Below are 25,779 nucleotides of genomic sequence, written 5' to 3'. Positions count from 1 at the left end.
GCGCCGGACCATTTGCGCGTCGTGCGGTAAGTACTGCGTCCTACGGCCGCCGGCCGAAAACCGGGAGCGCCCGGAGCCACCGCGACAGGCTGCCGGAGCGCCGGTCGCAGTCAGCCGGGATGTAGAAGTCGGGATCCGTGGCGCCGAACGGCAGGTACAGCTCCTGGCCGGGTGCCGGGAAATCCGCGACGTTCTTCTGATCCTGCGAGTCCATCTGTTCCTCCTCGTTTCTTGCGCTGTCCGCCCGGTGTTCTCACAGGGCGGAAATTAGTTTTTGATATGTGAAATCTTATGTAGCGGCTGGGCGGTGCGTCAAGACCCCCGCCACCCGGCCGTGCGCCGCCGTCGGTCATAATCTGTTTTTTGAATTTGTGATGTACACCACCGCCATGCTGCGCTACGCTAGAAGGCAATTCGTGGCGCACGTCACGTAACCTGGGAGCAGCAGGCAGGGTCGTAATGAGCTGGCATCAACTGATGTCGGCTCATTTTTTGTTTGGGTCGACGCCACAGGAAATGCGTGGGAAACACGCACTTAATTTCTATGTGGGACCTTCGTTCCACATACCGGAAGTTGGGAACAGACCATGAGCAACAAGATCGTCCTCGGCCACAACCAGTACGGCAAAGCCGAAGTCCGCGTCGTCAAGATCACCCGCGACACCGACCGCCATGAGATCGAGGACCTGAACGTCACCTCGCAGCTCCGCGGCGACTTCGAAGCCGCCCACCTCCAAGGCGACAACGCCCACGTCGTGGCCACCGACACCCAGAAGAACACCATCTACGCTTTCGCCCGTGAAGGCGTCGGCTCCCCCGAGGCTTTCCTGCTCCGCCTCGGCGAACACTTCACCTCCAGCTTCGACTGGGTCACCGGCGGCCGCTGGGAAGCTGAGTCCTATGCCTGGGAACGCATCCAGGCCCACGGCAGCGCACACGACCACTCCTTCGTCCGCAAGGGCCAGGAAGTCCGCACCGCCGTCCTGGTCCGCGACGGCGCGGCCACCCACCTGATCTCCGGGCTCAAGGACCTGACCGTCCTGAAGTCCACGGAGTCCGGCTTCGTCGGATACCCGAAGGACAAGTACACCACCCTGCCCGAGACCACCGACCGCATCCTGGCGACCGACGTCTCCGCCCGCTGGCGCTTCAAGTCCGGCACGGACTTCAGCTCGCTGGACTTCAACAAGAGCTACGAGGACGTCAAGAGCCTCCTGCTTGAAGGCTTCACCGAGAAGTACTCCCACGCCCTGCAGCAGACCCTGTTCGACATGGGCGCCAAGGTCCTGGAAGCCCACAGCGAGATCGAGGAAATCAAGTTCTCGATGCCCAACAAGCACCACTTCCTGGTGGACCTCTCGCCGTTCGGGCTCGACAACCCCAACGAGGTCTTCTACGCGGCCGACCGCCCGTACGGCCTCATCGAAGCCACCGTCCAGCGCGACGACGCCGAGGCAGCCGACGCCGCCTGGTCTGGCATCGCCGGCTTCTGCTAAACCCCAGCCGGCCGGCCCGCGGATTCAAGGGTCCGCGGGCCCGCCGGCACACCCGCACTTCCGATCGGCACCACACCGGTCCCGAGTTTTTGTACAGATATCGCGACTTCAGGCGCCCTAAGCCCCTAATAAGTGGACAAAAACTCCCCGCCCCCGGGTCCATCAACAGCCCGGGCCACGGTCAAAACCCACGCACAAGACTCAAATTGTTAGCCAGACATTGTTAGCCAGACGAAGGCGTCTGCCATGAACCAAGAAAGTCTGCCATGAACATCATCAAGAAATCCCGCCCAACGGCAACCCGCCCGGAAGACCAGCGCCTCTCCATCGGCAGCACCTTCGCCTACGGGTTCCAGCACGTCCTCACCATGTACGGCGGCATCATCGCCCCGCCCCTGATCATCGGCGCCGCTGCCGGCATGTCAGCCCAGGACATCGGCCTGCTCATCGCGGCCTGCCTGTTCGTCGGCGGCCTCGCCACGATCCTCCAAACCGTCGGCATCCGCTTCTTCGGCTCGCAGCTGCCGCTCGTGCAGGGCGTCTCGTTCGCCGGCGTCTCCACGATGGTGGCGATTGTCCACGGCGGCGGCGGCATCCAGGCGGTCTTCGGCTCCGTGATCGCGGCCTCGCTGATCGGCCTCCTCATCACTCCGCTGTTCTCCAAGATCATCAAGTTCTTCCCGCCGGTGGTCACGGGCACGGTGATCACCACCATCGGCCTGACACTGATGCCGGTGGCCGCCAACTGGGCCATGGGCGGCAACAAGGCGGCCCCCAACTACGGCAGCATGGCCAACATCGGCCTTGCCGCCGCCACCATGGGCATCGTGCTGCTGCTGAGCAAGGTTGGCAACGCCGCCATCTCCCGGCTGTCCATCCTCCTGGCGATGGTCCTGGGAACGGGCATCGCCTTCGCCTTCGGGATGGCCGACTTCTCCAAGGTGGGCCAGGGCGAGATCGTCGCCTTTCCCACGCCCTTCGCCTTCGGCCCCCCGACGTTCGAGATCGCAGCGATCATCTCCATGCTGATCGTCATCCTGGTGACGCTCACCGAAACATCGGCTGACATCATCGCCGTGGGCGAGATCGTGGGCACCAAGGTCGATTCCAAGCGGATCGGCGACGGCCTGCGGGCCGACATGCTCTCCAGCGCCATCTCCCCGCTTTTCAACTCCTTCACGCAGAGCGCCTTTGCCCAGAACGTGGGCCTCGTGGCCATCACCGGTGTCAAGAGCCGCTTCGTGGTGAGCGCCGGCGGCCTCATCCTGGTCATCCTCGGCCTGCTTCCGGTCCTGGGCCGGGTGGTCGCGGCGGTGCCGACGCCCGTCCTGGGCGGGGCCGGCGTCGTACTCTTTGGAACTGTTGCCGCAAGCGGCATCCGGACGCTCTCCAAGGTGGAGTACCGCAACAACATGAACCTGATCATCGTTGCCGCGTCCATCGGCTTCGGCATGATCCCGATCGCGGCGCCGGCCTTCTACGACCAGTTCCCGTCCTGGTTCAGCACCATCTTCCACTCCGGCATCAGCTCGGCCGCGGTCATGGCCATCCTGCTGAACCTGCTCTTCAACCACCTCAAGGCGGGCAACTCGGACAACCAGTCGGTCTTCGTGGCGGGCACTGAGCGGATCGTCCGCGAGGAGGACCTGCAGTGCCTGGCCGACGGCGACCGCTTCGAGGGCGGGAAGCTGATCGACTGCGACGGCAAGGAAGTCCCCATCCAGGCGGGATCCAAGTCGGACCACTAGCAAGCCAGCATTAAGCGCGAACGTACACTTGTGGCCCCGTTTCCGGTGAGAAATGGGGCCACAAGTGTACGTTCGCGCTCCACTACCGAGCGCCAGAAGAACGACGGCGGGAGGCCAGTTCCGGGAAAGCGCGTCAGTTCTGGTTGAGCTCGTCCGAGATGGCCTGGGCTGCCTCGCGGAGCAGCGGCACTGCGCGGTCGGCGAAGGCCTGGTCCACGCGGGAGACCGGCCCCGAGACGGAGATGGCCGTGGGGGTGGGGGCGTTGGGCACCGCCATGGCGAAGCAGCGCACACCGAGCTCCTGCTCCTCCTCGTCGATCGAGTAGCCGCGTTCCCGGATCCGGTTGAGGTCCGCGATCAGGGAATCGAAGTCGCCGATGCTCTTGGCCGTGGGCGTGGGCATGCCGGTACGGGTCACGATGCCGCGCACCACCTCATCGTCCAGCTGCGCCAGGATTGCCTTGCCGACGCCGGTGTCGTGGGTGTGGGCGCGCCGGCCCACTTCGGTGAACATGCGCATGGAGTGCAGCGACGGCACCTGGGCCACGTAGATCACCATGTCCGAGTCCAGCACGGCCATGTTGGACGTTTCCCCCAGCCGGTCCACGAGGGACTTCAGCTGCGGCCGGGCCAGCGCCCCGAGCTGCTTGTTGGCACCTTCACCGAGCCGGATAAGCCGCGGGCCGAGGGCATAACGGCGGTTGGGCAGCTGGCGGATGTATCCCAGCGCCACAAGCGTGCGCAGCAGCCGGTGGATCGTCGGCAGGGGAAGGTCCGTGGAGGAGGAGAGCTCGCTGAGCGTCACGTCGCCGCCGGCGTCGGTGATCAGTTCCAAAAGTTCAAAGACGCGCTCAACCGACTGCACGCCTCCGCTGGCCTTTTCAGCCATGTAGCACTCTCCTGTTGCCTCGAATACGACAACTCTTATCCGCATCGTGAAAAAAGTTGCTTAGACAGCCAAAGATACAGCACAGCGCAGGCCGGCGTCGATGGAAGCAAGCGGGGCTTGTATTTCCATAAAGAGGATAATAATATCCATAATACGAAAACATTCAGCAGAACGGCCCGCCCCAAACAGCGGGCCCAACCAGGAGGACATTCAATGGCGAACCCGAGCCCCGGCAACTCAATCACCCTGCGCGTGGAGGCGCCGTCGAGCTTCACTGCCACCAGCGAGCTCGCGGCCGCCGTCGGCGCGGCCGGAGCGGCCATCACCGCACTGGACGTCACCGAGTCCCACCACGAGACACTGGTTGTCGACGTCACCTGCAACACGACGGACCAGGACCACGCGGACCGTGTGAAGGATGCGCTCAACGCGCTCGACGGCGTCACCGTGCGCAACGTCTCCGACCGCACCTTCCTGATGCACCTCGGCGGCAAGCTCGAGGTGGTCCCGAAGGTCGCACTGCGCAACCGCGACGACCTCTCCCGCGCCTACACCCCCGGCGTCGCGCGCGTCTGCCTCGCCATCGCCGAAAACCCCGACGCCGCCCGGAACCTGACCGTCAAGCGGAACACCATCGCCGTGGTCACCGACGGTTCCGCCGTCCTGGGACTCGGCAACATCGGCCCGGCAGCTGCGCTTCCGGTCATGGAGGGCAAGGCCGCCCTGTTCAAGCAGTTCGCCAACGTCGACGCCTGGCCGGTCTGCCTGGACACCCAGGACACCGAGGAAATCATCAGGATCGTCAAGGCCCTGGCCCCCGTCTACGGCGGCGTGAACCTCGAGGACATCGCCGCCCCGCGCTGCTTCGAGATCGAAAACCGGCTCCGCGAGGAACTGGACATCCCGGTCTTCCACGACGACCAGCACGGCACCGCCATCGTCACGCTGGCAGCCCTGGTCAACGCGCTCCGCGTCGTCGGCAAGAGGCTCGCGGACGTCCGGATCGTGGTTTCCGGCGTCGGCGCCGCAGGCTCCGCGATCATCCAGCTCCTCAAGGCCCAGGGCGCGCAGCACATCATCGCCGCCGGCCGCTCGGGCGCCATCCACTCGGGTGAGAAGTACGACGACGAGCACCGCAGCTGGATCGCAGCCAACACCAACGAAGAGGGCTTCTCCGGCACGCTGCACGAGGCACTCAAGGGTGCCGACGTCTTCATCGGCGTCAGCGCCCCGCACGTGATCGGCGAGGAGCAGGTCGCCTCCATGGCCAAGGACGCCATCGTCTTCGCCATGGCCAACCCGACGCCGGAGATCGACCCGACAGTGGCCTCCAAGCACGCCGCCGTCGTGGCCACCGGCCGCAGCGACTTCCCGAACCAGATCAACAACGTCCTGGCCTTCCCGGGCTTCTTCCGCGGGCTGCTGGACGCCGGCGCATCGGACATCACCCCGGAGATGCTGGTGGCCGCCGCCGAGGCGATCGCCAACCGGGTGGCTGACGACGAACTCAATGCGAGCTACATTATCCCCAGCGTCTTCGATCCCCACGTGGCCGCCGACGTCGCCAGCGCAGTGGCACAGGCAGCACACGCAGCCGCCGGTGTTCGGACCGCACACGCAGCGACCGCAACGGAAGCAGCACCCGCGGACGCGGCTCTCGCCAACGCCTGAATCAGCCCTGGAAAGGACCCACAATGGCTATCACAGTCACAGACCCCCGGCCGATCGAGCGTGCCGAGGAGATTCTCACCCCCAAGGCCCTCGCGTTCGTGGAGGAGCTGCACAAGCGCTTCGCCGGCCGGCGCGGCGAGCTGCTCACGGCCCGCAAGGCCAAGCGTGAGCAGGTGGCCCGCACCGGCGGCCTTGATTTCCTGCCGGAGACCAAGAACGTGCGCGACGGCGACTGGAAGGTTGCGCCGGCACCGGCGGCCCTGCAGGACCGCCGGGTCGAGATGACCGGGCCGGCGTCGCCGGCCAAAATGGCCATCAACGCCCTGAACTCCGGCGCCAAGGTGTGGCTCGCCGACCTCGAGGACGCCAGCACCCCCACCTGGGGCAACGTCATCGACGCCATCCTCAACCTCCGCGACGCCGCCACCGGAACGCTGAACTACACCTCCCCCGAGGGCAAGGAATACCGGCTCCGCACCGACGCACCGCTGGCCGTCGTCGTGGCCCGCCCCCGCGGCTGGCACATGGAGGAGCGGCACCTGCTGCTCAACGGCGAACCCGCGGTGGGCGCGCTCGTGGACTTCGGCCTGCACTTCTTCCACATCGCCAAGCAGCTGGTGCTCAACGGCCACGGCCCCTACTACTACCTGCCGAAGATGGAGAGCCACCTCGAGGCACGGCTGTGGAACGACGTGTTCGTCTTCGCCCAGGACTTCCTCGGCCTCGGCCAGGGCACCATCCGCGCCACGGTGCTGATCGAAACCATCCCGGCAGCCTTCGAGATGGACGAGATCCTCTACGAGCTGCGCGACCACGCCTCGGGCCTGAACGCCGGCCGCTGGGATTACCTGTTCAGCATCATCAAGTACTTCCGCGACGCCGGTTCCAACTTCGTGCTGCCGGACCGCGCCACCGTGGCCATGACCGCGCCGTTCATGCGCGCCTACACCGAACTGCTGGTGAAGACCTGCCACCAGCGCGGCGCCTTCGCGATGGGCGGCATGGCTGCTGTCATCCCCAACCGCCGCGAACCCGAGGTCACCGCGCAGGCCTTTGAGAAGGTCCGCGCGGACAAGACCCGCGAGGCGAACGACGGCTTCGACGGCTCCTGGGTGGCCCACCCGGACCTCGTGCCGGTCTGCCAGGAGGTGTTCGACGCCGTCCTCGGGGACAGGCCCAACCAGCTGGACAAGCAGCGCCCGGAGGTCTCGGTGACCGCCGGCCAACTGCTGGACATCGCCTCCGCCGAAGGCCAGGTCACCGAAGCCGGCCTGCGCCTGAACCTCTACGTCGCCGTGGCCTACACCGCTGTCTGGATCTCCGGCAACGGCGCGGTGGCCATCCACAACCTGATGGAGGACGCCGCGACGGCGGAAATCTCCCGTTCGCAGGTCTGGCAGCAGATCCGCAACGAGGTGGTCCTCGCGGACACCGGCAACAAGGTCACCCGCGAACTGGTCACCCGGATCCTCGCGGAGGAAACCGAAAAGCTGCGCGGCGAGGTGGGCGAGGAGGCGTTCGCGCGCTACTACCAGCCCGCCAGCGCCCTGATCGGGGACATCTGCCTCTCCGAGGACTACACGGACTTCCTCACCACACCCGCCTACGAACTGGTGGGCTGAGGCATGGCGGTACCCGGAACCTCGCTGACCGCGGCGGACCTGGCCCGGATCGACGGCCAGCTGGCGGACACCGACCGGCTGCTCGATCAGAACTACCCGGGCGACGACGGCTCCCGCCAGCCCGTCCACACGGTGTACATCCCCGCTGACCGTTTCACGCCGTCGCTCGCCGCCGACTGGGGAAGCCAGGCGCTGGCGACGGCGGCCGCCCACGGCGGGCTGTCCCGGCTCGGTTCGCTGCTGGGCCAGGACGCCGACCTCGCCGGGGCCGTCGCGTCCCGGGTGGAAACGAAGCTGGGCACGGAGCCGATCGAGGACCTGCGCCTCGACTTCGAGGATGGGTTCGGGGACCGGGGCGACGACGCCGAGGATGCCGCCGCCGTCGCCGCGGCGTCCGCTGTGGCCGCCGCCGTTTCGGCCGGCTCCGCACCGCCGTTCATCGGAATCAGGTTCAAGTGCTTCGAGGCGGCCACCCGCGCCCGCGGGCTGCGCACCCTCGACCTGTTTGTCTCCGGCCTGGCCGCAGCGGGCGAACTGCCCGCCGGCCTGGTCCTGACCCTGCCCAAGGTCACCACCGTGGCGCAGGTGCAGGCCATGGACTACGCCGTCTCCCGCCTCGAGGAAATCCATTCGCTCCCGGCCGGCCGGCTTCGGTTCGAGGTGCAGGTGGAAACCCCGCAGCTCATCCTCGGCCCGGAGGGAACCTCCCCGGTGGCGCAGCTGCCGCACGCCGTTCCCGGCAGGATCAGCGGGCTGCACTACGGCACCTACGACTACTCCGCCTCGCTGCAGATCTCCGCGGAATACCAGTCGATGGAGCACCCGGTGGCGGACTTCGCCAAGGAAGTCATGCAGCTGGCCGTGGCCGGTACCGGCATCCGGCTCTCCGACGGGTCCACCAACATCATTCCCGTGGGCGATAACGTCGAAAACGCCTGGCAGCTGCACGGCCGCCTGGTGCGCCGTTCCCTGGAGCGCGGCTTCTACCAGGGCTGGGACCTGCACCCGGCCCAGCTCCCCAGCCGCTTCGCGGCCACGTATGCCTTCTACCGTCAGGGCCTCCCGGCGGCGGCCGCCCGGCTGCGGAATTACGTGGAGCAGACGGAAGGCGGCGTCATGGACGAGCCGGCAACGGCGCGCGCTCTTGCGGCGTTCGTGCTGCGCGGCGTCCAGTGCGGAGCGGTCGGTGCCGAAGAAGTGCTGGCGTTTGCCGGCGTCGGACTTCCCCGGCTTACGTCACTGGCCCACCCCCGGCTCACCACAACGTCAAAGTAAGGATCCAGACATGGGCAAGTACTACTACCCCGAAGGCGGCCTTCCGCCGCAGACCCACCTCACCACCGAGCGCGCCATCGTCAAGGAGGCCTACACGGTCATCCCGAAGGGCGTGCTGACCGACATCGTGACGAGCAACCTCCCCGGTTTCGCGAACACCCGCTCGTGGATCATTGCGCGCCCGATCTCCGGCTTCGCCACCACGTTCTCGCAGCTCATCGTCGAGATCGGACCCGGCGGCGGCGCCCCCCGGGCCGAATTCGAGGAGGGCGTAGAGGGCGTCGTCTTCGTTACCAAGGGCAAGGTCAACCTCACCCTCGACGGCGAACTGCACCAGCTCGAGGAAGGCGGCTACGCCTACCTCGCCGCGGGAGCGCAGTGGGGGCTGGAGAACGTCTCGGACGACATCGTCTCCTTCCACTGGATCCGCAAGGCCTACGAACGGCTCGAAGGGTACGAGGCCAAGTCCTTCGTCACCAATGAGAAGGACGTGGAGCCGACGTCGATGCCGGACACCAACGACGTCTGGAAGACCACGCGCTTCACGGACTCCAGCGACCTGGCCCACGACATGCAGGTGAACATCGTGACATTCCAGCCGGGCGGCGTGATCCCGTTCCCGGAAACCCACGTCATGGAGCACGGCCTGTACGTCCTGGAGGGCAAGGCCATGTACCTGCTCAACAACGACTGGGTGGAGGTGGAGGCCGGCGACTTCATGTGGCTGCGCGCGTTCTGCCCGCAGGCCTGCTACGCCGGCGGCCCTGGTGAATTCCGCTACCTGCTCTACAAGGACATGAACCGGCAGGTCCGCCTGACCTAGCCGCCAGTGTCACCGAGATCGCCGGAAGCCTGCCAGTTCGCTGGAAGCTTCCGGCGATTTCGTACGTTTCCGGCGACGTGGCGAACACCCGCCGCTCCTGCCCCTTGCGTAGCAATCGGACGCGCGGAAGCATGAAGGCATGCTGACGATCGGAACGACTGTCCTTGGCGTCGACGACGTCGCCCGTGCCACCGCCTTCTGGTGCGATGCCCTCGGCTACGTCCCCCGGGACGACGGCGACGAAACCTGGGTGATACTGGTCCCGCAAAAAGGCGACGGCGCACGCCTGGCCCTCATGCTCAGCGAGACCCCGGTGCAGCCCCATCCGCGCCTGCACCTCGATCTCTATGCCGATGACCAGGCAGCCGAGGTGGAACGACTCATCGAGCTCGGGGCATCCCGCGTGGCCTGGGACTCCTATCCGGACGACCCCGACTTCATTGTGCTGGAAGACCCGGACGGCAACCGCTTCTGCGTTGTGGATGCGGCCGGCTGAACCTGAAAGGCCAGGCCATGGACTTCTCGCCCCGCACCGCCATCGTCACCGGCAGCGACTCAGGAATCGGCCGCGCCACCGCGGTGGCACTGGCCAAGGCCGGGCTCGACGTCGGCATCACCTGGCATTCGGATCAGGAAGGCGCCGAGCGGACGGCGGAGGAGGTCCGCGCAACGGGGAAAAACGCGGTGGTCCGGCAGCTCGACACCACCGACCTCCTGACCTGCGCCGATGTCATTGACGGCCTAGCCGAGGACTTGGGCGGGGTGGACGTGTTCGTCAATAACGCCGGAACGGGCGACGGGACCAAGTTCCTCGAGCTGAACTATGAGACCTGGGTGAAAACACTCGACACCAACCTCAACGGCGCGTTCCTCTGCATCCAGGCGGCGGCCCGGCGGATGGTCGACGCCCGGCGCGGCGGCCGCATCATCGCCGTCACCAGCGTCCACGAGACCCAGCCCCGGGTGGGCGCATCCGCTTACGACGCCTCCAAGCACGGCCTTGGCGGGCTCATCAAGACCATCGCGCTGGAGCTGGCAACCCACGGCATCACCGCCAACTCCGTGGCGCCCGGTGAAATCGCGACGCCGATGACCGGCCAGACGGACGAGGATCCGCACAAGAAGGACCGGCCCGGTGTTCCCCTTGGCCGGCCGGGCGATGCCCGTGAGGTGGCCGCCGTGATCGCGTTCCTGGCCTCCCCGGCGTCGAGCTACGTCACCGGAGCGTCGTGGGCGGTCGACGGCGGCATGCTCCAGATGGGGCCGCAGGCCGGCTCCCACATCACCGGCCACGAGTGGCGCGAACCGTAGGACGGGCAGGCAACGGAAAGCGGCCGACGGGAGAGTGCTCCCGCCGGCCGCCGTCCCGGACCTCGCTGCTAAAGCCCGGCGCCCAGTAGCCCGTCAGGGCTTGAGGACCACCTTGATACAGCCGTCCTCCTTCTTCTGGAACTTTTCGTAGAGCTCCGGCGCCTCGGCCAGCCCCGCGGTGTGGGTGACCAGATCCATCACACCCAGCGGATCGGCGTCGTCCTCCACCAGCGGAAGCAGCTCGTCAGTCCACCGGCGGACGTTGCACTGGCCCATTCGCAGCTGGATCTGCTTGTCGAACATGGTGAGCAGCGGCATGGGGCTGGCTGTGCCGCCGTAGACGCCGCTCAGGGAAACCGTGCCGCCGCGGCGGACCGAGTCGATGGCCGCGTGGACCACGGCGAGCCGGTCCACGCCGGCTGTCTCCATGGCCTTCTGCGCCACCTTGTCGGGGAGGAGGCCGAGTGCCTGGTGGGCGAATCCCGCCACCGGCGAGCCGTGCGCCTCCATGCCGACGCCGTCAACCACCGCGTCCGGTCCCCTGCCGTCGGTTGTCTCCCGCAGTTCGTCCGCGATGTCCTTGGAATAGTCGAAAACCTCGACGCCGTGGCGCGCCGCCATCTCGCGGCGCTCCGGAACGGGATCAACGGCGATGACCCGCTGGCCGAGGTATGTCCCGACCCTGGAAGCAAACTGGCCCACCGGGCCGAGCCCGAAGACTGCCAGCGTTCCGCCGGCGGGGGCATCGGCGTACTTCACTGCCTGCCAGGCGGTGGGAAGGATGTCCGAGAGGAACAGATAGCGTTCGTCCGGCAGCTCCTGTCCCACCTTGACGGGGCCGTAATCCGCGAACGGCACCCGCAGGTATTCCGCCTGGCCGCCGGGAATGGACCCGTACAGCTCTGAGTAGCCGTAGAGCGCGGCGCCGGAGTTCCTGGACCGGACCTGGCTGGTTTCGCACTGCGACTGCAGGCCCTGGGAGCACATGTAGCAGTGGCCGCACGAGATGTTGAAGGGGATGACAACGCGGTCCCCCTTTTTCAGGTTGGTGACGGCGCTCCCCAGCTCCTCCACGATGCCCATGGGCTCATGGCCCAGCACGTCGTCCTTGTGCATGTAGGGGCCAAGCACCTCGTACAGGTGGAGGTCCGAGCCGCAGATCGCGGACGACGTGATCCTTACGATCGCGTCAGTGGGCTCCTGGATGACGGGATCGGGTACCTCCTTCACGCTCACCGAGCGCTTGCCTTGCCAAGTCAGAGCCTTCAATGGAATGCCTTCCTCTCGCTGCACGTCGCGTCCTTTCGACCGTAACGTGCCCAGGTCCGTATGTGAAGGTCAGTATGCTTACCAATTTTCCGGATTTCAAAGCCCGATGGTAAGCAACCTTGCTTTTCCCTTGTCCCGGCCGGAAAACGCTCCTAGCGTAGGAATTGTCCCTGCCCGCGAAGAAAGGCAACATCATGTCGCTGTACCAGCCCGAACCGGTGGAGATCTCCACGCGCATGCGCCCCGGCGAATGGACGGAGGCCAGCCTCGAGGAACTGGTGACAACGTACCGCGCAAAGATCCTCGCCATGGGGGCGGCGGTTTCGGACGTGGTCACCAACGTAGTGAGGAACGACGACGGCTCCGTTGCCGTTGCGGTGTCATGGAACAAGGGTTCCTACGCCGACGAGCCCGGGGGCGGCGGGTTCACGAACACCGAGTCCAGGGTGGACACCGCCGGGGCCTGATTACCGCTGGCCGGCCAGGAGCGTCCCGATCAGGCTTGAGCCCAGGTTGTCCAGCAGCTGACGGGGGTCGGCAAAGACCTCAGCGGCCCCCGCCTCGCGCAGCTCCGCGGCACTGGTGCCGCCGCACGTGAGGGCGATGGTTGGCATGCCGATACTGCCGGCCGCCATGACATCCCACACCGCATCCCCCACGTAGACAGCCGCCGAAGCCTCAAGGCCCACCGCTTTCAGCGCCGCCACCAGTATGTCCGGCTCGGGTTTGCTGTTCTCAGCGTCATTGGCACTGGTCGCCGCGTGAATATAGGCATCCGCGGACAGTGCCGACCGGAGCGCCTTCAGGTCCTGTTCCCTGGCGGACGAGGCCAGCGCCACCGCCAGCCCGCCCTCACTGCACTGGGCCAGCAGGTCCCGCGCCCCATCGAAGGGGCGCAGTGACGGCCAGTACGTGCCGAACACGCCGGAATGGGCGGACAGGACAGCCTCGTCCACCTCCTCCTTGTTCCGCGAGTCCGGCAGCAGGGTGTCCACCAGGCGCGCCCCGCCCATCCCCACGCAGCGGTGGATCCGGGCCATGGGCACGTCATAGCCGGACTGGCGGAAGGCATGCCACCAGGCGAGCGTGTGGATGTACGCGGAATCAATCAGGGTCCCGTCAACGTCGAACAGGACGCCTTTCTTGCGGCCGCCGCCTTTCATGGACATCAGCCCTCGGCCAGAGCTGGCACGCGCAGGCCGCGACCGGCGCCGGCCACAGACTTCACCGCCTGCCGGGCGGGCTTTACATGGTGCTTTTGAGCCGGCTGCCCGGCGGCATCCCGGCAGAGATCACGAATCAGGCCGGTTCCGGCGATCTCCCGGGCCTGGGCAATTCCCGCAACCGCTGCGCGCTTCGTCGGGAAGGTGACCGACACGGCCATCAGCGCCCCGGTCCCGTCCAGCAGCCGGATCCTGTATCCGCCGTCGGGAGCGTCCACCAACTCGAAATATCCAGACATTCTGCGCCCTCCTCCTTCCTCACCGATCGGTGAGGTGTTAGTAAGTATACTTACCTAATGCCGGAGGTGGGACACGTCACCCGGTATGCGCCTTTGAGGGGAGCGGCTTGTCGCTCCGGCGGGGCCGGCGCTGGTTCAGTTCCAGGGCGCTGGTCACCAGCGCGAAATGGCTGAAGGCCTGCGGGGTGTTCCCCAGGTGCCGCCCGCTCTGGACGCCCCATTCCTCGCTCAGCAGGCCGACGTCGTTGCGCAGGGACAGCAGCCGCTCGAACAGTTCGGTGGCCTCCCGCCGCCTGCCGGCCCCCAGCAGCGCCTCCACGAGCCAGAAGGAACAGGCGAGGAACACTCCCTCACCCCCGGGCAGGCCGTCGTCGCTCACTTGGGGCTTGTACCGGAGCACAAACCCGTCCTCGGTCAGCTCACGCTGGATGGCGTCGATCGTGCCGATCACCCGGGGGTCGTCGGGCGGGAGGAAGCCCACCCGGGGAATGAGGAGCAGGCTGGCATCGAGTTCGGGCCGGCCGTAGCTCTGGGTAAAGGTGTTCCGGCCGGGGTCGAAGCCGTTCTCCATGACCTCGGCGTGAATGGTGTCGCGGAGCGCCTCCCAGCGGTCCGCGGGCCCGGGAAGCCCCGAGTCGCGGACCCCTTTGACCATCCGGTCCGCCGCCACCCATGCCATCACTTTGGAATGCGTGAAATGGCGCCGCGGTCCGCGCATCTCCCACAGGCCGTTGTCCGGCTGGTCCCAGGCCCCCTCGAGGTATTCCATCAGTGCCACCTGGACATCCCAGGCTTCGTCCGTGTGCTTCAGCAGTGAGTTGCGGGTCAGGGCAAGGCAATCCAGCACCTCGCCCCAGACGTCCAATTGCAGCTGCCCCGCGGCCGCGTTACCCACCCGCACCGGCGCCGAATTTTCGTAGCCGGACAGCCAGGGCAGCTCCAGCTCGGGCAGCCTGCGTTCGCCGTGGATTCCGTACATGATCTGCAGGTCGGCCGGGTCCCCTGCCACGGCCCGGAGCAGCCAGTCCCGCCAGGCCGCCGCCTCGGAGGTATAGCCCGCGGCCAGCAGCGCCTGCAGCGTCAGGGTGGCGTCCCGGAGCCAGCAGAACCGGTAGTCCCAGTTCCGCGGCCCGCCCAGCTGTTCGGGGAGCGACGTGGTCACGGCTGCGACGATCCCTCCGGTGGGCGCGTAGGTCAGAGCCTTGAGCGTGATCAGCGAGCGCTGCACCGCGTCCTTGTAGGGCCCGGACACCTTGCACTTGTCGGTCCACTCGCGCCAGAACCGTTCGGTGGAATCAAGGACTTCCTCGGCGTCCACGGACCGCGGCCGGCGGACATGGCTGGGCGCCCATGTCAGCACGAACGGCACCCGGTCGCCGGCCTTCACGGTGAAGTCGCTGACCGTGTGCATGCGTTCGCCGCGCAGCGGGGCGGTGGTCACCAGGTAGGCAGAATCCGGCCCTGCGATGGCATGCAGGCCGTGGCTGTCCCGGCGCACCCACGGCATGATGTGGCCGTAGTCGAAGCGCAGGGCCAGCTCGCTTCGCATCCGGACGTGCCCGTGCAGGCCCACCACGATCCGCACGATGTCCGCCACCTCATCACGCGGCGGCATGAAGTCGATGACCCTGACGGCGCCGTCGTCGGTTTCCCATTCGGTTTCCAGGATGAGCGTGTGCCGGCGGTAGCGGCGCCGCGTGCATCCTCCTCCCCCGGCCGGGGCCAGGAGCCAGCGGCCGGCTTCAGGGGTATCCAGGAGCGCATTGAAGCAGGCTGGCGAATCGAAGCGTGGCAGGCAAAGCCAGTCAATCGAACCTTCAGTGCTGACCAGGGCGCCGGTGTGCAGGTCCCCGACCATCGCATAATCCTCGATGCGTACCATGCCCTTACAGTGCCACAGCCGGCCCCGCCGCACGAGGGGTAGCCGGGTGTAGCCTGAACCTAGGCGGAGCGGCCGCCGGAGCCCTGCTCAATTAGCATTGCCCAGCCATTCCGGAGCTGCCGGTTCGGCGGGCGGAAGTGGAGCCTTGCGTGGATAGTCGCCTGAACGAAGCTGACGTGGTGGGGCGCGTCCAGGACATGCTGCTGGACACCCAGGATGTCCAGGATTTCCTTGAGGAGCTTGCACGCTTCTCCGCTGAGAGCATGTCCGGTCCGCGCGGACGGATCTATTGCGGCATCACCCTTCTGCGGCACCGGTCGGCGGCCACGGTGGCCAGCAGCAGCGAGCACGCCCAGGCATTGGACGAACTCCAGTACCAGTTCGGCGACGGCCCCTGCCTTCGATCCTGCCGGGAGGGTGTCCTGGTCCACGTTCCGGACTTCAAGCTGGACACGGAGTTTCCGGACTACAACGACACCGTGCTGAGAAATGGCATCCGTTCGGTTCTGGCGGTGCCCTTCGAGTTGCCCGGCGCTGACGCCCGGGCGGGACTCAACCTGTACTCCGAGAAACCAAACGTCTTTGACGCCGCCGCCGTGAACAGGGCAGTCAACTATGTGCGGCAGGCGTCCAAGGGCCTCCGGCTCGCTGTCCTTCTGGCACAACGCAACGACAATGCCGCCAACCTGAAGCGAGCCATGGAATCACGGACCATTATTGACATGGCCGTGGGGATCATCATTGCGCAGAACCGCTGCAGCCAGGAGGACGCCATCAACCTCATCAAGTCGGCATCCAGCACGCGCAACCTGAAGCTGCGCGACGTCGCCGCGGCCATCGTCGAGTCCGCCGGCGGCGGCGGTACCGTGACCACCCACTTCGTCTGACGTCCGCCAAGTGAAATCCCACATCGGCACGTCCGGCTGGAGTTACGACCACTGGGAAAATGTGCTGTACCCGCCAGGGCTCCCCACCCGTGACCGGCTGCAGCACTATGTGTCGAGGTTCAGCACGGTGGAGCTCAACGCCAGCTTCTACCGCTGGCCGCGGGACACCACGTTCGCCGGCTGGCGGACCAGGCTGCCGGCCGGTTTTGCGCTGTCCGTCAAAGCCCCGCGCGGGCTCACCCACGGTAAGAAGCTGTACGGCCCGGAAGTCTGGATCGAGAGGATCTCGCGGTGCTGGCACGAGCTTGGCGACAAGCGGGCAGTGCTGCTGGTCCAGCTGCCTCCGGACATGGCGAGGGATGACGCCCGCCTGGACTATTTCCTCGGCGCCATGCCCGACTGGATCAGGGTGGCCGTGGAGTTCCGGCATCCCAGCTGGGAGCAGCCGGAGGTGTACGGGCTGCTGGAACGGCACCAGGCTGCGTACACCGTCATGAGCGGCGCCAACCTGCCCTGCAACCTGGAGGCGACCGCGCCCTTCGTCTACATCAGGCTGCACGGGCCCGACCACCAGCACCTGTACGGCGGCTCCTACTCGGACGCGGACCTGGCCTGGTGGGCGGACAGGATCCGTGAGTGGCGCAGCTCCGGGCGCGAGGTCTTCGCCTATTTCAACAACGACGGCGGCGGCAACGCCGTGCGTAATGCGGCCACCCTGCGGGGCATGCTGGGAGACGCCGAGTAACAGAGCGCAGACGGGCGGCCCATGGGCCGCTGCCCTGTGGCAGAGTGAAGGCATGGACATGCCGTCACAGGAACCGCCGCTATCAGAGACGAGTTTGTCAGGGACGCGGGTCTTCCGCCTCGCCCATCGGCTCTCGGACGCGATCAACACGTTCCGCCTGAAGCTGGCCCGGCGCTGGAAGTTCGAACCCAAGACCATCGCCTACCAGGGGTACGGCTCCACCGAGTGGGTCCGCGTCCTGGGCCGGGTGGTCCTGGCCAGCAAGCCCGTGCCCGGCAGCCGTGCCGATCATGCCGCCCGGAACGGCACCCAGAATGTGCGTGGGTGGCGTGCCTTCACCAGCGTTCCCATTCCCGGCTCGGAGGTGGAGATCGAGATCGGCGGAACAGTCACCAAGGTGAAGGCCGACCGCGGCGGACTCGTGGACATCGACATTCCGGTGTCCCTCTCCCCCGGCTGGCACACGGCCATACTTCGTTCCCGGGGAACCGAGCCGGTGGAAGCCAGTATCTTCGTGATTTCCCCCGACACCGGGTTCGGCATCGTCTCCGACATCGACGACACGGTCATGGTTACGGCACTGCCCAGGCCATTCCTGGCCCTTTGGAACACCTTTGTGCTGAGCGAGCGGGCCAGGATGGCCACGCCGGGAATGGCAGTGCTGCTGGACCGGCTCACCGTTGAACACCCCGACGCGCCGGTCATCTATCTTTCGACCGGGCCATGGAACGCAGCGCCCACCCTGGCACGGTTCCTGACCAGGAACATGTATCCGGCCGGTCCGCTGCTGCTGACGGACTGGGGGCTGACCCAGGACCGCTGGTTCCGCAGCGGGCAGGAACACAAGCGCCGCAACCTGGAGCGGCTGGCGGCGGAGTTCCCGCACATGCGCTGGCTCCTGATCGGCGACAACGGCCAGCACGACGAGCAGATCTACTCACAGTTCACCCATCACAACGCGGACAAGGTGGCGGCCATCGCCATCCGGCAGCTGTCCGTGAGTGAGGCCGTCTTCGCCGGCGGACACTCTGAAGACGGGGACCACAGCGCCTCGACGGTGCCGTGGATCTACTCCCCCGACGGCGCGGGCATAGCCCGCCAGCTCCGGGAGCTCGAACTGCTCTAGGCCCCCAACTGCTCTAGGCCCACGGACTGCGCTGGGCGACCAACCGTCCTGGGTGACGAACTGCCCAGGTGAGCGAACGCCTTAGGTGACCGGTCCGCCGTCGGGCATCCCGCCGTCGGACATTCCTACGTCTGTCAGCGTGCCTTCCGGCCCGGCCGCAGCGGCGACGGCGGTATCCGCGGACGCTGCCAGCTTCCGTTCCTCCTGGAGTTCCTGGAACCAGTAGAACGAGGCCTTCGGCGTGCGCACCTGCGTCTCTAAATCCACGTGCACCAGGCCGAACGGCTGCTTGTAGCCGCCGGACCACTCGAAGTTGTCCATGAAAGTCCAGACGTAGTAGCCGCGCAGGTCAACAGACTCGGCCGCTCCGCCGGGGGCCGTGACCCGCAGCGCCGTTTCAAGGTGGTCCGAAAGGTACCGCAGCCGCCGCTCATCGGGGATGAAGGTCCGGTTCGTGGACCTGTCCCGGACTATGACGTCCACAAAGCTGGCCCCGCCCTCCGTGATGATGACGGGAGGAAGGTTCGGATATCGCTCCGCCATTTCCTTGAGCGCCACGGCCATGTACTCGGGCTTCACGGGCCACCCGTAGGCAGTTGTTTCGGTGTCCGGCCACGGCTCAATGTGCAGTGGGGCTCCGGGCGTAGCGTCCCTCAGGTCATCCCCCATCGCCTCAGCCATGGCCGCCGGAACGGGGCTGTCACCGCCGCCGGCAGCCACCCGGGTGGGCATGTAGTAGTTGAGCCCGTAGAAGTCCAGCGGCTGGGAGATGATGGCCATGTCCTCGTCCGGGTGGTCGAAAGACGAGAAGAACTTCGCGGCCCGGATCAGGTCCGGGTACTTTCCGGTGAGCACGGGGTCGGCGTAGAGGCGGTTTTGTGCCACGTCCATCGCTCCTGCGCTGATCCAGTCCAGGGGGTTGCCAGAGTGCGGCACGGTTGGGGAGTACACGTTGGTCATGCCGATTTCACCGGGCACCTTGGCGGCCCGCAGTGCCTGAAGGGCAAGGCCATGACCCAGCAACTGGTGGTGCACGGTGGGCAGGCCGTTGGCAAAGTCGGCTTTCCCCGGAGAGTGGATGCCAAGGGCGTAGCCGTTAGTGGTCACGGTGGCGGGTTCGTTGATGGTCACCCAGCGCGCCACCCGGTCGCCGTACGCGGCTGCGGCGATGGCGGCGAAGTCGCCCAGCCGGTAGGCGGTGTCCCGGTTGAGCCAGCCGCCGTCCTCATCGAGGGCCAGCGGCGTGTCCCAGTGGTAGAGCGTGACCATGGGGGAAATCCCGTTGGCCAGCAGCTCATCCAGCAGCCGGTCATAGAAGTCCAGGCCGGCGCGGTTCACCGCTCCGCGGCCGTCCGGCTGGATCCGCGGCCACGAAAGCGAGAACCGGTAGGAGTCGATGCCCAGTTCCTTCATCAGGGCCACGTCCTGCGGCATGCGGTGGTAGTGGTCGCATGCCACGGCGGGGCTGTGGCCGTCCACGATCGTCCCGGGCCTGGCGGAAAAGACGTCCCAGCCGGCGGGCCCGCGGCCGTCCTCCTCGAGCGCCCCTTCAATCTGGAACGCGGCCGTGGCCACCCCCAGGGTGAACCCCGTCGGAATCATGGCGGCCAATTCTTTGGCGGAACGATGCATCGCTGGACCTCTGTGACGTTGTGAACGGCCGGTAGGGCGAAACTTCAGATTGCCGGATTCTACCGCTCAGGGCGCCGCACTGCCCGGGTTAACCACGGAAATCACGTTGCCTGCCGGGTCCTTGAACCATGCGATATCCGGCCCCATGCCGCGGGCGATTCCTTTCGCGTCCGTGGGCAGGTCTGCATCGTCGTAGATCTTGGTCTGGACGCCGGCCGCGTTGAGCTCGTCAACGGCCGCCTCGACGTCGTCCACCACAAGGTTCAGGACGGTGAACGTGGCAGGCTCATGGTTGCCCTTGGGATAAACAAAGATTTTGTGGCCCTCCGGCATGGACAGCTCCAGCGTGCCCATTGCGCCGTCGGATACCGCCAGGCCGAGTGTCTTCCCGTAAAACTCCTTCGCCCGCGCCACGTCATCGACGCTGAAGCTGGAAAACGAACCCGTGGGCGCAAACATGGACTTCTCCTTCGACGGCTCCGGTCCTTCCGCAGCGGGTCTGCTTCGCCTGACGGACTGCGGTACCTCCCAGAATGACACAGCCCAAGCCCGCTGACGAGTGGCTGCCGAAGGGGATCCGGCCGCTGGCCCTGTTGGAGTTTTTGTCCAGATATCGCGACTTGGAAGCCCTCCAACTCGCGATATCTGGACAAAAACTCAACGAGCATGGTGTTGACTGCCGCTGGTAGGGTCTGCGGCATGGATGAAAAATTGGGGAAGTTCATCGATGATTTCGCGGAGCTGGTTCAGATCGCGCAGTCCGGGCAGCACCGGGTAAAGGCCGGAACGCAGCTGCTGACAACAATCACTGACCATCTGGCGGTGCCGGCCGAGTCACTCGCAGTGGTGGTGGAGGAGGTGCCAGCGCACCGGTTCGTGGACGCAGACATCCTGATGGCCGAACTCGCCGCCGACGACGAACAGTTCCGGCTCGTGGGCATCGGAGGCGGAGACCAGCGCCACCACCAGTCACTGAGCGACATGCTGCAGCAGTCGCAGTTCTTCCCGCAGTTTCCGTTGTCCCAGCCCGATTACATCAACCTCGCCGTGGGCCCGGACGAACAGCGGCAGGCCGTGGCGCTGGGGCTGTGGCTGTTCAGGCACGCGGGCAGCCCTGTTGCTGTCCTGCAGCGGGACGCCGCGCCGCGGTACGGGCGGCAAACAGCGTGCCTCGAGGTCCTGGCTGCCGACGCGGGCAACGCGGCAGAGTTCCTGGCCGAGTTCCGCCGGCGGATGCAGCGCGGCAGCGTCCTGAAGGGCCAAGTCATCTCCCTGGTCATGGGCGAGTACGGGCCGAGCACCGGCGGCGTGACCTTCCATGCCCGGCCCGGACTCACCGCCTCCGACGTCATCCTCCCCCAGGGGCTGCTTCAAAAAGTGGCCGATCACGCTTTGGGCATCGCCGCGCACCGGGAGTCGCTGAGCGAGTACGGCCAGCACCTGAAACGCGGCATCCTGCTCTACGGCCGGCCGGGGACCGGCAAGACCCACACGGTGCGGTACCTGTTGAGCCAGAGCACGGGTATCACGGCGATCCTGTTGTCCGGAGGATCACTGGCCAGGATTTCCGAGGCAGCCGCCATGGCCCGGGCACTTCAGCCGTCCATCGTTGTGCTGGAGGACTGCGACCTGATTGCCGAGGACCGGAGCTTCGGGCACGGGCCGCAGCCGCTGCTGTTCGAGGTGCTGGATGCCATGGACGGCCTGGATCACGACGCCGACGTCGCGTTTGTCCTCACCACCAACCGGGTGGACATGCTCGAGCGTGCCCTCGCCCAGCGCCCCGGCCGGGTGGATCTGGCCGTGGACATTCCGCTGCCGGCGCTGGACGAGCGCATTGGGCTGGTCACCCTGTATGCACGCGGCATTCCGTTCAGCGCGGATGCCGTTCGGGACGCCGCCGCCCGCACCGAGGGGACCACGGCCTCGTTCGCGCGTGAACTGGTCCGCCGGGCCGTCGTGCGTGCCGCACTGGACGGCGCACCCGTGCAGGACAGTCACCTGTTGGAGGCTGTGGAAGAACTGATGGCCGACGGCGAGGCCCTCACCAGGAGTCTGCTGGGCAGCGGCCCCGCCGGCGGCGGGGACGGACAGGGCGGTTTCGGCGGACCCGGCTTCCCCGGGCCCGGGTTTGGCGGGGTTGGCGGGCCCGGTTTCCCGGGGCCTGGTTTTTTCGGGCCGGACTCCGGGACCGTGGGCTACGGCGGGCCGGGCCCGGGGACTGTCGGCTTCGCCGGGGCGCCGTAGCCCGCCAGCGGAGTCAGTCCACGAGCGGGGGCGGACCGAAGAGGAATTCGTTGGCGTGGGACACTGCTTTGCGGAAAGCATCGTTCCGCAGGGCCACCTGGCTGGCGGGGCTGTCCCCGCCGGGCTCCAGGAACTGTGTGAGACCCGGGCGAAGCACCCAGATGTCCCCGAATGGCGGCAGATAGAACACCCCGAACGAGCGGTGCTGGTGGTCGTCGTCGGACCATATGGGCACCACAGCCAGTGCGGCACCGGTGGCGGGATTGATCCACTGTGCGCGCGGCATGGGCTCCTCGTGGGCCTCGGGGTCCAGGAACGGCGCTGTGCCCTTGCCCCAGCGCTGTTCGAAGCGCTCATGGAAGGCAGGGATCAGGTGGGAGTCGTAGCGGCGCCAATCACTCATGGCTGTGGTTCTCCTCTGTTATTCAGATCGGAATCAGGCCCGCGGTCCGCTCTCCCACCGGACTGGCGTCACGCGCAGCGGAGGTTCCCGGTGCCGGATCACGCGGACGGGGACGTCTTGTGGCTTCCTGGCATGTTGTTGAGCCCCGGCGGGTTCACCCGGAGCAGCGGCAAGGACCTCCCGGTCATAGGCTGCACGGCGTTTGGGGTCGCGGAGCACGGCGAAGGCCTGCATGACGAGTTCCAATTCGGCCGGTACCGCTTCACCGCCGGCAACGTCCGGATGGTGGCGGCGCATCAGGGCGCGGTAGGCGCGGGCGATCTCCTGCTGCGACGCTTCATGCGGAATCTGCAGCACCGCATAGTGATCCGGTGGGTGGCTGGTCATCACACAAGCCTGTTGCAGTTGGAAGGATGTTTGTTGCGCCGCGGCGGGGCGGCCTGGGGTATCGTTCGGAACCGCAGGCCGCCCCTGTCAGCACGCCGGCCGTCTACGTCCCGATCTGGTGCAGCTGGCCCTTGCTTTCGATCTCGATCTTCCGCGGCTTTGCCTGCTCGGCAACCGGGATCCGCAGCGTCAGCACGCCAAGGTCGTAGCTGGCCCTGATGCTGTCCGCATCCAGGGTGTCGCCAAGAATGAGCTGGCGGCTGAAGACGCCGCGAGGCCGCTCGGAGACCACCAGCTCGACGTTGGGCTGGGTGGCATCACGGCGCTCCGCCCGGACAGTGAGGACGTTCCTTTCAACGTTCAGATCAACGTCGTCCGGGGAAATCCCGGGCAGGTCAAACGCCACCACAAACTCCCCGTCTTCCTGCCACGCATCCATCGGCATGGCCGCCGGACGGGCTGCTGTTCCGAAGACCTGCTGGGTGAGCCGGTCCAGCTCACGGAACGGGTCGGTACGGACTAGCATCATTTCCCACTCCCTTCAGCATGTAGGTTTTATGGCTACCCACCGCGCTTTATCTATGGTGGTGGATATAGATTTTTTATAGCACTGGTGACAGACTGGTGCAAGAGGAAAATCGAGAAATCTGGACGGGAATCGCATGCACGACCGGAACAGTGCCGGGCGCCGGCTGTACGCCATTTCCGTTGTGGCGGAGCTCGTGGGAACCGGCCAGCAGAACATCCGGCTCTATGAGCGCCGCGGCCTGCTGACCCCGGAAAGAACCGAGGGCGGCACCCGCCAGTACAGCGAGGCTGACCTGGCGGTCCTGCGCCGCATTGCTGAACTCCTGGAGGAGGGGCTCAACCTGGCGGGGATTGCCAAGGTGCTCGAACTGGAGATGGACAATGCCCGCCTGCGGCGGCAGCTGAAACGCGCCCGCGGCACCGGTGACGACGGCGGCCGGCCGGCCGGGTCAACAGGCCGGGGCGGCGGCCAGTGACTACAGCCGGCCGCCGGCGAGCAGGAAGGAATCCTCGAGCAGTTCGGCGAGCTGGCCGCCGTCGACCCTTGAAAGCCGGACCAGGACCAACTGGGGTGACCGCTCATGGTGCGGCGTCCAGAAGTACGTTTCCGGATCCGTTCCGGCGAGGGCTTCACGCTCTGTTGTCTTGACCGTCAACACGTCCGGTTCCCAGATGCGGGCCATCAGGGTCCTGGCGAACCAGGCCGGCTGGTTCCAGCTGGGCCGCTCGGTCACGCCCGGCAGGGCAACGCAGATCCTGCGGACATCGGCTTCGGTGGCCACGCCCTAATCCTGGCTGTCCGCCTTGGACAGCTCCCCCGTGACCTCTTCGCCGGGTATCCGCGCGGTGCGCCAGGTGTCCACGGCAATCACGGCGCCGAGCACCACCAGCGAGAGCGCAACGGAGGCCACGGCGTCGCTCAGCCAGTGGTAGCCGAGGTACAGCCGGCTGACGGACGCCAGGATTACTCCGACGATGGCGAAGACAAAACCAACCACCGTTGTCTTTGGTTTCCGGCGGCGGGAAAAGACCAGGAAAGCCGTTATCAGCAGGAAGTCAGACGCGCCCAGGACATGGCCTGAGGGGAAGGAAAATGTTTGGTCGGCGCCGAACAGCATCTGGTCCACGGGCGGGCGTTCCCTTTCGACGGACCTGCCGATGAGCTGCGCCAGCCCGACGCCGGTCAGCATGGCCGCCGCCAGCAGGATGGGCCGCCAGGCGTGCTTCGCCATGATGCCCCACGCCACCGTCACAACGAGGACGATGATGGGCAGCCCCACCGGCCCGAAGATGATCGCAAGGATGATCATCACCACGGTCAGCGCTCCCGACCGGGTGGTGAGGAGCCATTTCTGCGCCTCGCCGTCAGCGCTGGCCAGCCCGTCGTGCTGCAGGACGCCGGCGAGCGTGAAGAAGAAGACCGTTGCCCCGATGACGGCGAGGATGATCGCCGTCGCGTAGAGGCCCTTCCTTGCGCCGGGTTCCATGAAGCGCTCTTCCACCACAAACTTGTCGTGGAAAACGCGCCAACGCCCCTGTTTGCTCACTGATTCATCTGCCACCTGAAAGACCGCCTGTGCGCTGAGTAGAAAACTGTCTAGAAGTGAAATCCTAAGCCCCCTTACGGATGTCCTCCCCCGCTGTTACCGTAAAACTTCCAGCCCCACGAGGTCTCAGGAGACAACATGAGCACTGAAGGAACCGGCCAGGAAGACCAGGGCAGCGGCACTTCACCGCAGACCCACGGGGACGGCGTCCCGGACTCGGGCACCGGCGTCGCAGTGGGTGCGGGTGAGCCGAACACCTTCGAACCGGAGGAGGGCAGGAACGGCGCGGACGCCAAAACTCCCGGCGACGACCAGATTGCCACGGCGGAGGACACCCCGGACGTCGAGGAAACTCCGGTGGACACCACCGAACCCAGCTAGGCGCCTCCCCGCCACGCGAACTGTGTGAAGCCGGGGAACCGGCCGGCAAAACCGATAGACCCGTTGCGGTAGCCCTGTCCTGAATGACGGACGCGGTGGATAATTGGTTGCACATTGAAGTGGCGACGGGGCTACGGAGGCTGCCGTGAGGATCATCGGACTGCTTGTGGTCATTTGGCTCATCATCGGCGTTTTTGCCGCATTCCAGCGGGGCTACTTCAGCGGTTCCCCGGACTCCTGCACGGAGGCCGGGACCGTGGCGATCACCATCGCCGCCGGACCGCTGAACTACATGGGCGCCAACCCCAAGCTGACCTGCGAAGTGCCCCAGCCTTCCAAGTAGCAGCCAACCGCCTCGCCGTTCACTCGCGATTCACACGCGCGTCCTCACAAGCTCCCGGCAGCGCGAACGTACAGTTGTGGCCCCCGGGAAGCGCTTCCTGGGGGC

General features: G+C 66.5%; 29 protein-coding genes. 16 read left to right on the top strand and 13 right to left on the bottom strand.

The annotated features are described in order from the left end of the window. Window positions 1–40 precede the first annotated feature (40 nt). Complete coding sequence (locus ACFRAH_RS23415; RefSeq protein WP_377993296.1) at window positions 41–214, bottom strand: hypothetical protein; 174 nt, start codon at window positions 212–214, stop codon at window positions 41–43. A 373-nt stretch (window positions 215–587) separates the two neighbouring features. On the opposite strand from ACFRAH_RS23415, the gene pucL reads away from it, so the two are divergent. Both pucL and ACFRAH_RS23405 read left to right on the top strand, forming a co-directional pair. Next, entirely contained in the window at window positions 588–1,496 is a 909-nt protein-coding gene (pucL, locus tag ACFRAH_RS23410) for a factor-independent urate hydroxylase (protein ID WP_377993295.1), read from the top strand. Window positions 1,497–1,762: 266 nt separating this feature from the next. Beyond that, entirely contained in the window at window positions 1,763–3,244 is a 1,482-nt protein-coding gene (locus tag ACFRAH_RS23405) for a nucleobase:cation symporter-2 family protein (protein ID WP_377993294.1), read from the top strand. 133 nt (window positions 3,245–3,377) lie between these two features. On the opposite strand, the gene ACFRAH_RS23400 is transcribed toward ACFRAH_RS23405, so the two are convergent. Further along, on the bottom strand, window positions 3,378–4,133 hold the full coding sequence (locus ACFRAH_RS23400) for an IclR family transcriptional regulator (RefSeq protein WP_377952783.1): 756 nt from the start codon (window positions 4,131–4,133) through the stop codon (window positions 3,378–3,380). Window positions 4,134–4,346: 213 nt separating this feature from the next. On the opposite strand from ACFRAH_RS23400, the gene ACFRAH_RS23395 reads away from it, so the two are divergent. From ACFRAH_RS23395 to ACFRAH_RS23370, 6 genes are all read left to right on the top strand, one after another. Next, window positions 4,347–5,804, top strand: coding sequence for an NAD-dependent malic enzyme (locus ACFRAH_RS23395; RefSeq protein WP_377993293.1), 1,458 nt, complete (start codon window positions 4,347–4,349; stop codon window positions 5,802–5,804). 23 nt (window positions 5,805–5,827) lie between these two features. Further along, window positions 5,828–7,426: a malate synthase A gene (gene aceB, locus ACFRAH_RS23390; protein WP_377993292.1), complete on the top strand. Its 1,599-nt coding sequence runs from the start codon at window positions 5,828–5,830 to the stop codon at window positions 7,424–7,426. Between the two features lie 3 nt (window positions 7,427–7,429). After that, entirely contained in the window at window positions 7,430–8,701 is a 1,272-nt protein-coding gene (locus tag ACFRAH_RS23385) for a DUF6986 family protein (RefSeq protein WP_377993291.1), read from the top strand. 10 nt (window positions 8,702–8,711) lie between these two features. After that, on the top strand, window positions 8,712–9,524 hold the full coding sequence (locus tag ACFRAH_RS23380; protein WP_377993290.1) for a bifunctional allantoicase/(S)-ureidoglycine aminohydrolase: 813 nt from the start codon (window positions 8,712–8,714) through the stop codon (window positions 9,522–9,524). Between the two features lie 139 nt (window positions 9,525–9,663). Continuing rightward, a complete protein-coding gene (locus tag ACFRAH_RS23375; RefSeq protein WP_377993289.1) occupies window positions 9,664–10,020 on the top strand; it encodes a VOC family protein in 357 nt (118 codons plus the stop codon). Window positions 10,021–10,037: 17 nt separating this feature from the next. After that, the gene (locus tag ACFRAH_RS23370; RefSeq protein WP_377993288.1) at window positions 10,038–10,835 is read left to right on the top strand and encodes an SDR family oxidoreductase; all 798 of its coding nucleotides are present in this window, start codon (window positions 10,038–10,040) and stop codon (window positions 10,833–10,835) included. A 93-nt stretch (window positions 10,836–10,928) separates the two neighbouring features. Here the strand turns inward: ACFRAH_RS23370 and ACFRAH_RS23365 are convergent, their stop codons facing one another. Then, complete coding sequence (locus ACFRAH_RS23365; protein WP_377993287.1) at window positions 10,929–12,104, bottom strand: zinc-dependent alcohol dehydrogenase; 1,176 nt, start codon at window positions 12,102–12,104, stop codon at window positions 10,929–10,931. Between the two features lie 194 nt (window positions 12,105–12,298). On the opposite strand from ACFRAH_RS23365, the gene ACFRAH_RS23360 reads away from it, so the two are divergent. Next, window positions 12,299–12,571 (top strand): hypothetical protein, encoded by a 273-nt coding sequence (locus ACFRAH_RS23360; protein ID WP_377993286.1) that lies wholly within the window; start codon window positions 12,299–12,301, stop codon window positions 12,569–12,571. On the opposite strand, the gene ACFRAH_RS23355 is transcribed toward ACFRAH_RS23360, so the two are convergent. The 3 genes from ACFRAH_RS23355 to ACFRAH_RS23345 form a co-directional block, all read right to left on the bottom strand. Then, window positions 12,572–13,273: an HAD family hydrolase gene (locus tag ACFRAH_RS23355; protein WP_377993285.1), complete on the bottom strand. Its 702-nt coding sequence runs from the start codon at window positions 13,271–13,273 to the stop codon at window positions 12,572–12,574. Then, entirely contained in the window at window positions 13,273–13,566 is a 294-nt protein-coding gene (locus ACFRAH_RS23350) for a YegP family protein (protein ID WP_377993284.1), read from the bottom strand. The genes ACFRAH_RS23355 and ACFRAH_RS23350 overlap by 1 nt, the downstream gene beginning before the upstream one ends. A 76-nt stretch (window positions 13,567–13,642) precedes the next feature. Beyond that, entirely contained in the window at window positions 13,643–15,448 is a 1,806-nt protein-coding gene (locus tag ACFRAH_RS23345) for a glycoside hydrolase family 15 protein (RefSeq protein ID WP_377993283.1), read from the bottom strand. Window positions 15,449–15,597: 149 nt separating this feature from the next. Here ACFRAH_RS23345 and ACFRAH_RS23340 point away from each other — a divergent pair, with 149 nt between their 5' ends. The 3 genes from ACFRAH_RS23340 to ACFRAH_RS23330 are packed head-to-tail and all read left to right on the top strand — an operon-like array spanning window position 15,598 to window position 18,206. Next, window positions 15,598–16,335: an ANTAR domain-containing protein gene (locus ACFRAH_RS23340; RefSeq protein WP_377993282.1), complete on the top strand. Its 738-nt coding sequence runs from the start codon at window positions 15,598–15,600 to the stop codon at window positions 16,333–16,335. Between the two features lie 10 nt (window positions 16,336–16,345). Beyond that, on the top strand, window positions 16,346–17,080 hold the full coding sequence (locus tag ACFRAH_RS23335) for a DUF72 domain-containing protein (protein ID WP_377993281.1): 735 nt from the start codon (window positions 16,346–16,348) through the stop codon (window positions 17,078–17,080). A 52-nt stretch (window positions 17,081–17,132) separates the two neighbouring features. Next, the gene (locus ACFRAH_RS23330; RefSeq protein ID WP_377993280.1) at window positions 17,133–18,206 is read left to right on the top strand and encodes an App1 family protein; all 1,074 of its coding nucleotides are present in this window, start codon (window positions 17,133–17,135) and stop codon (window positions 18,204–18,206) included. Between the two features lie 81 nt (window positions 18,207–18,287). Here ACFRAH_RS23330 and ACFRAH_RS23325 read toward each other — a convergent pair whose 3' ends face one another. Continuing rightward, window positions 18,288–19,838, bottom strand: coding sequence for a GH1 family beta-glucosidase (locus ACFRAH_RS23325; protein WP_377993279.1), 1,551 nt, complete (start codon window positions 19,836–19,838; stop codon window positions 18,288–18,290). A 66-nt stretch (window positions 19,839–19,904) separates the two neighbouring features. Further along, on the bottom strand, window positions 19,905–20,297 hold the full coding sequence (locus ACFRAH_RS23320) for a VOC family protein (RefSeq protein ID WP_377993278.1): 393 nt from the start codon (window positions 20,295–20,297) through the stop codon (window positions 19,905–19,907). A gap of 240 nt (window positions 20,298–20,537) precedes the next feature. Here ACFRAH_RS23320 and ACFRAH_RS23315 point away from each other — a divergent pair, with 240 nt between their 5' ends. Next, on the top strand, window positions 20,538–22,085 hold the full coding sequence (locus ACFRAH_RS23315) for an AAA family ATPase (RefSeq protein WP_377993277.1): 1,548 nt from the start codon (window positions 20,538–20,540) through the stop codon (window positions 22,083–22,085). Between the two features lie 13 nt (window positions 22,086–22,098). Here ACFRAH_RS23315 and ACFRAH_RS23310 read toward each other — a convergent pair whose 3' ends face one another. The 3 genes from ACFRAH_RS23310 to ACFRAH_RS23300 form a co-directional block, all read right to left on the bottom strand. Next, complete coding sequence (locus ACFRAH_RS23310) at window positions 22,099–22,488, bottom strand: hypothetical protein (protein WP_377993276.1); 390 nt, start codon at window positions 22,486–22,488, stop codon at window positions 22,099–22,101. A gap of 33 nt (window positions 22,489–22,521) precedes the next feature. Beyond that, a complete protein-coding gene (locus tag ACFRAH_RS23305; protein WP_377993275.1) occupies window positions 22,522–22,875 on the bottom strand; it encodes a J domain-containing protein in 354 nt (117 codons plus the stop codon). 103 nt (window positions 22,876–22,978) lie between these two features. Then, window positions 22,979–23,401, bottom strand: a complete 423-nt coding sequence (locus tag ACFRAH_RS23300) for an Hsp20/alpha crystallin family protein (protein ID WP_377993297.1) — start codon at window positions 23,399–23,401, stop codon at window positions 22,979–22,981. A 136-nt stretch (window positions 23,402–23,537) separates the two neighbouring features. On the opposite strand from ACFRAH_RS23300, the gene ACFRAH_RS23295 reads away from it, so the two are divergent. Next, complete coding sequence (locus ACFRAH_RS23295) at window positions 23,538–23,879, top strand: MerR family transcriptional regulator (protein WP_377993274.1); 342 nt, start codon at window positions 23,538–23,540, stop codon at window positions 23,877–23,879. Here ACFRAH_RS23295 and ACFRAH_RS23290 read toward each other — a convergent pair whose 3' ends face one another. Continuing rightward, window positions 23,880–24,185: an MmcQ/YjbR family DNA-binding protein gene (locus ACFRAH_RS23290; RefSeq protein WP_377993273.1), complete on the bottom strand. Its 306-nt coding sequence runs from the start codon at window positions 24,183–24,185 to the stop codon at window positions 23,880–23,882. A gap of 3 nt (window positions 24,186–24,188) precedes the next feature. Next, entirely contained in the window at window positions 24,189–24,950 is a 762-nt protein-coding gene (locus ACFRAH_RS23285) for a phosphatase PAP2 family protein (protein WP_377993272.1), read from the bottom strand. A 138-nt stretch (window positions 24,951–25,088) separates the two neighbouring features. Between ACFRAH_RS23285 and ACFRAH_RS23280 the strand changes: the two genes are divergently transcribed. Both ACFRAH_RS23280 and ACFRAH_RS23275 read left to right on the top strand, forming a co-directional pair. Continuing rightward, a complete protein-coding gene (locus ACFRAH_RS23280; RefSeq protein WP_377993271.1) occupies window positions 25,089–25,331 on the top strand; it encodes a hypothetical protein in 243 nt (80 codons plus the stop codon). Between the two features lie 145 nt (window positions 25,332–25,476). Then, window positions 25,477–25,674, top strand: a complete 198-nt coding sequence (locus ACFRAH_RS23275; RefSeq protein ID WP_111904972.1) for a hypothetical protein — start codon at window positions 25,477–25,479, stop codon at window positions 25,672–25,674. Window positions 25,675–25,779: the final 105 nt, after the last annotated feature.

Origin of the sequence: Arthrobacter sp. NPDC056727 (assembly GCF_042790555.1) — a bacterium.
Classification (GTDB): Bacteria; Actinomycetota; Actinomycetes; order Actinomycetales; family Micrococcaceae; genus Arthrobacter.
Note: the sequence above shows the minus strand (reverse complement) of the source record. Positions and strands in the feature narration are given on the sequence as shown.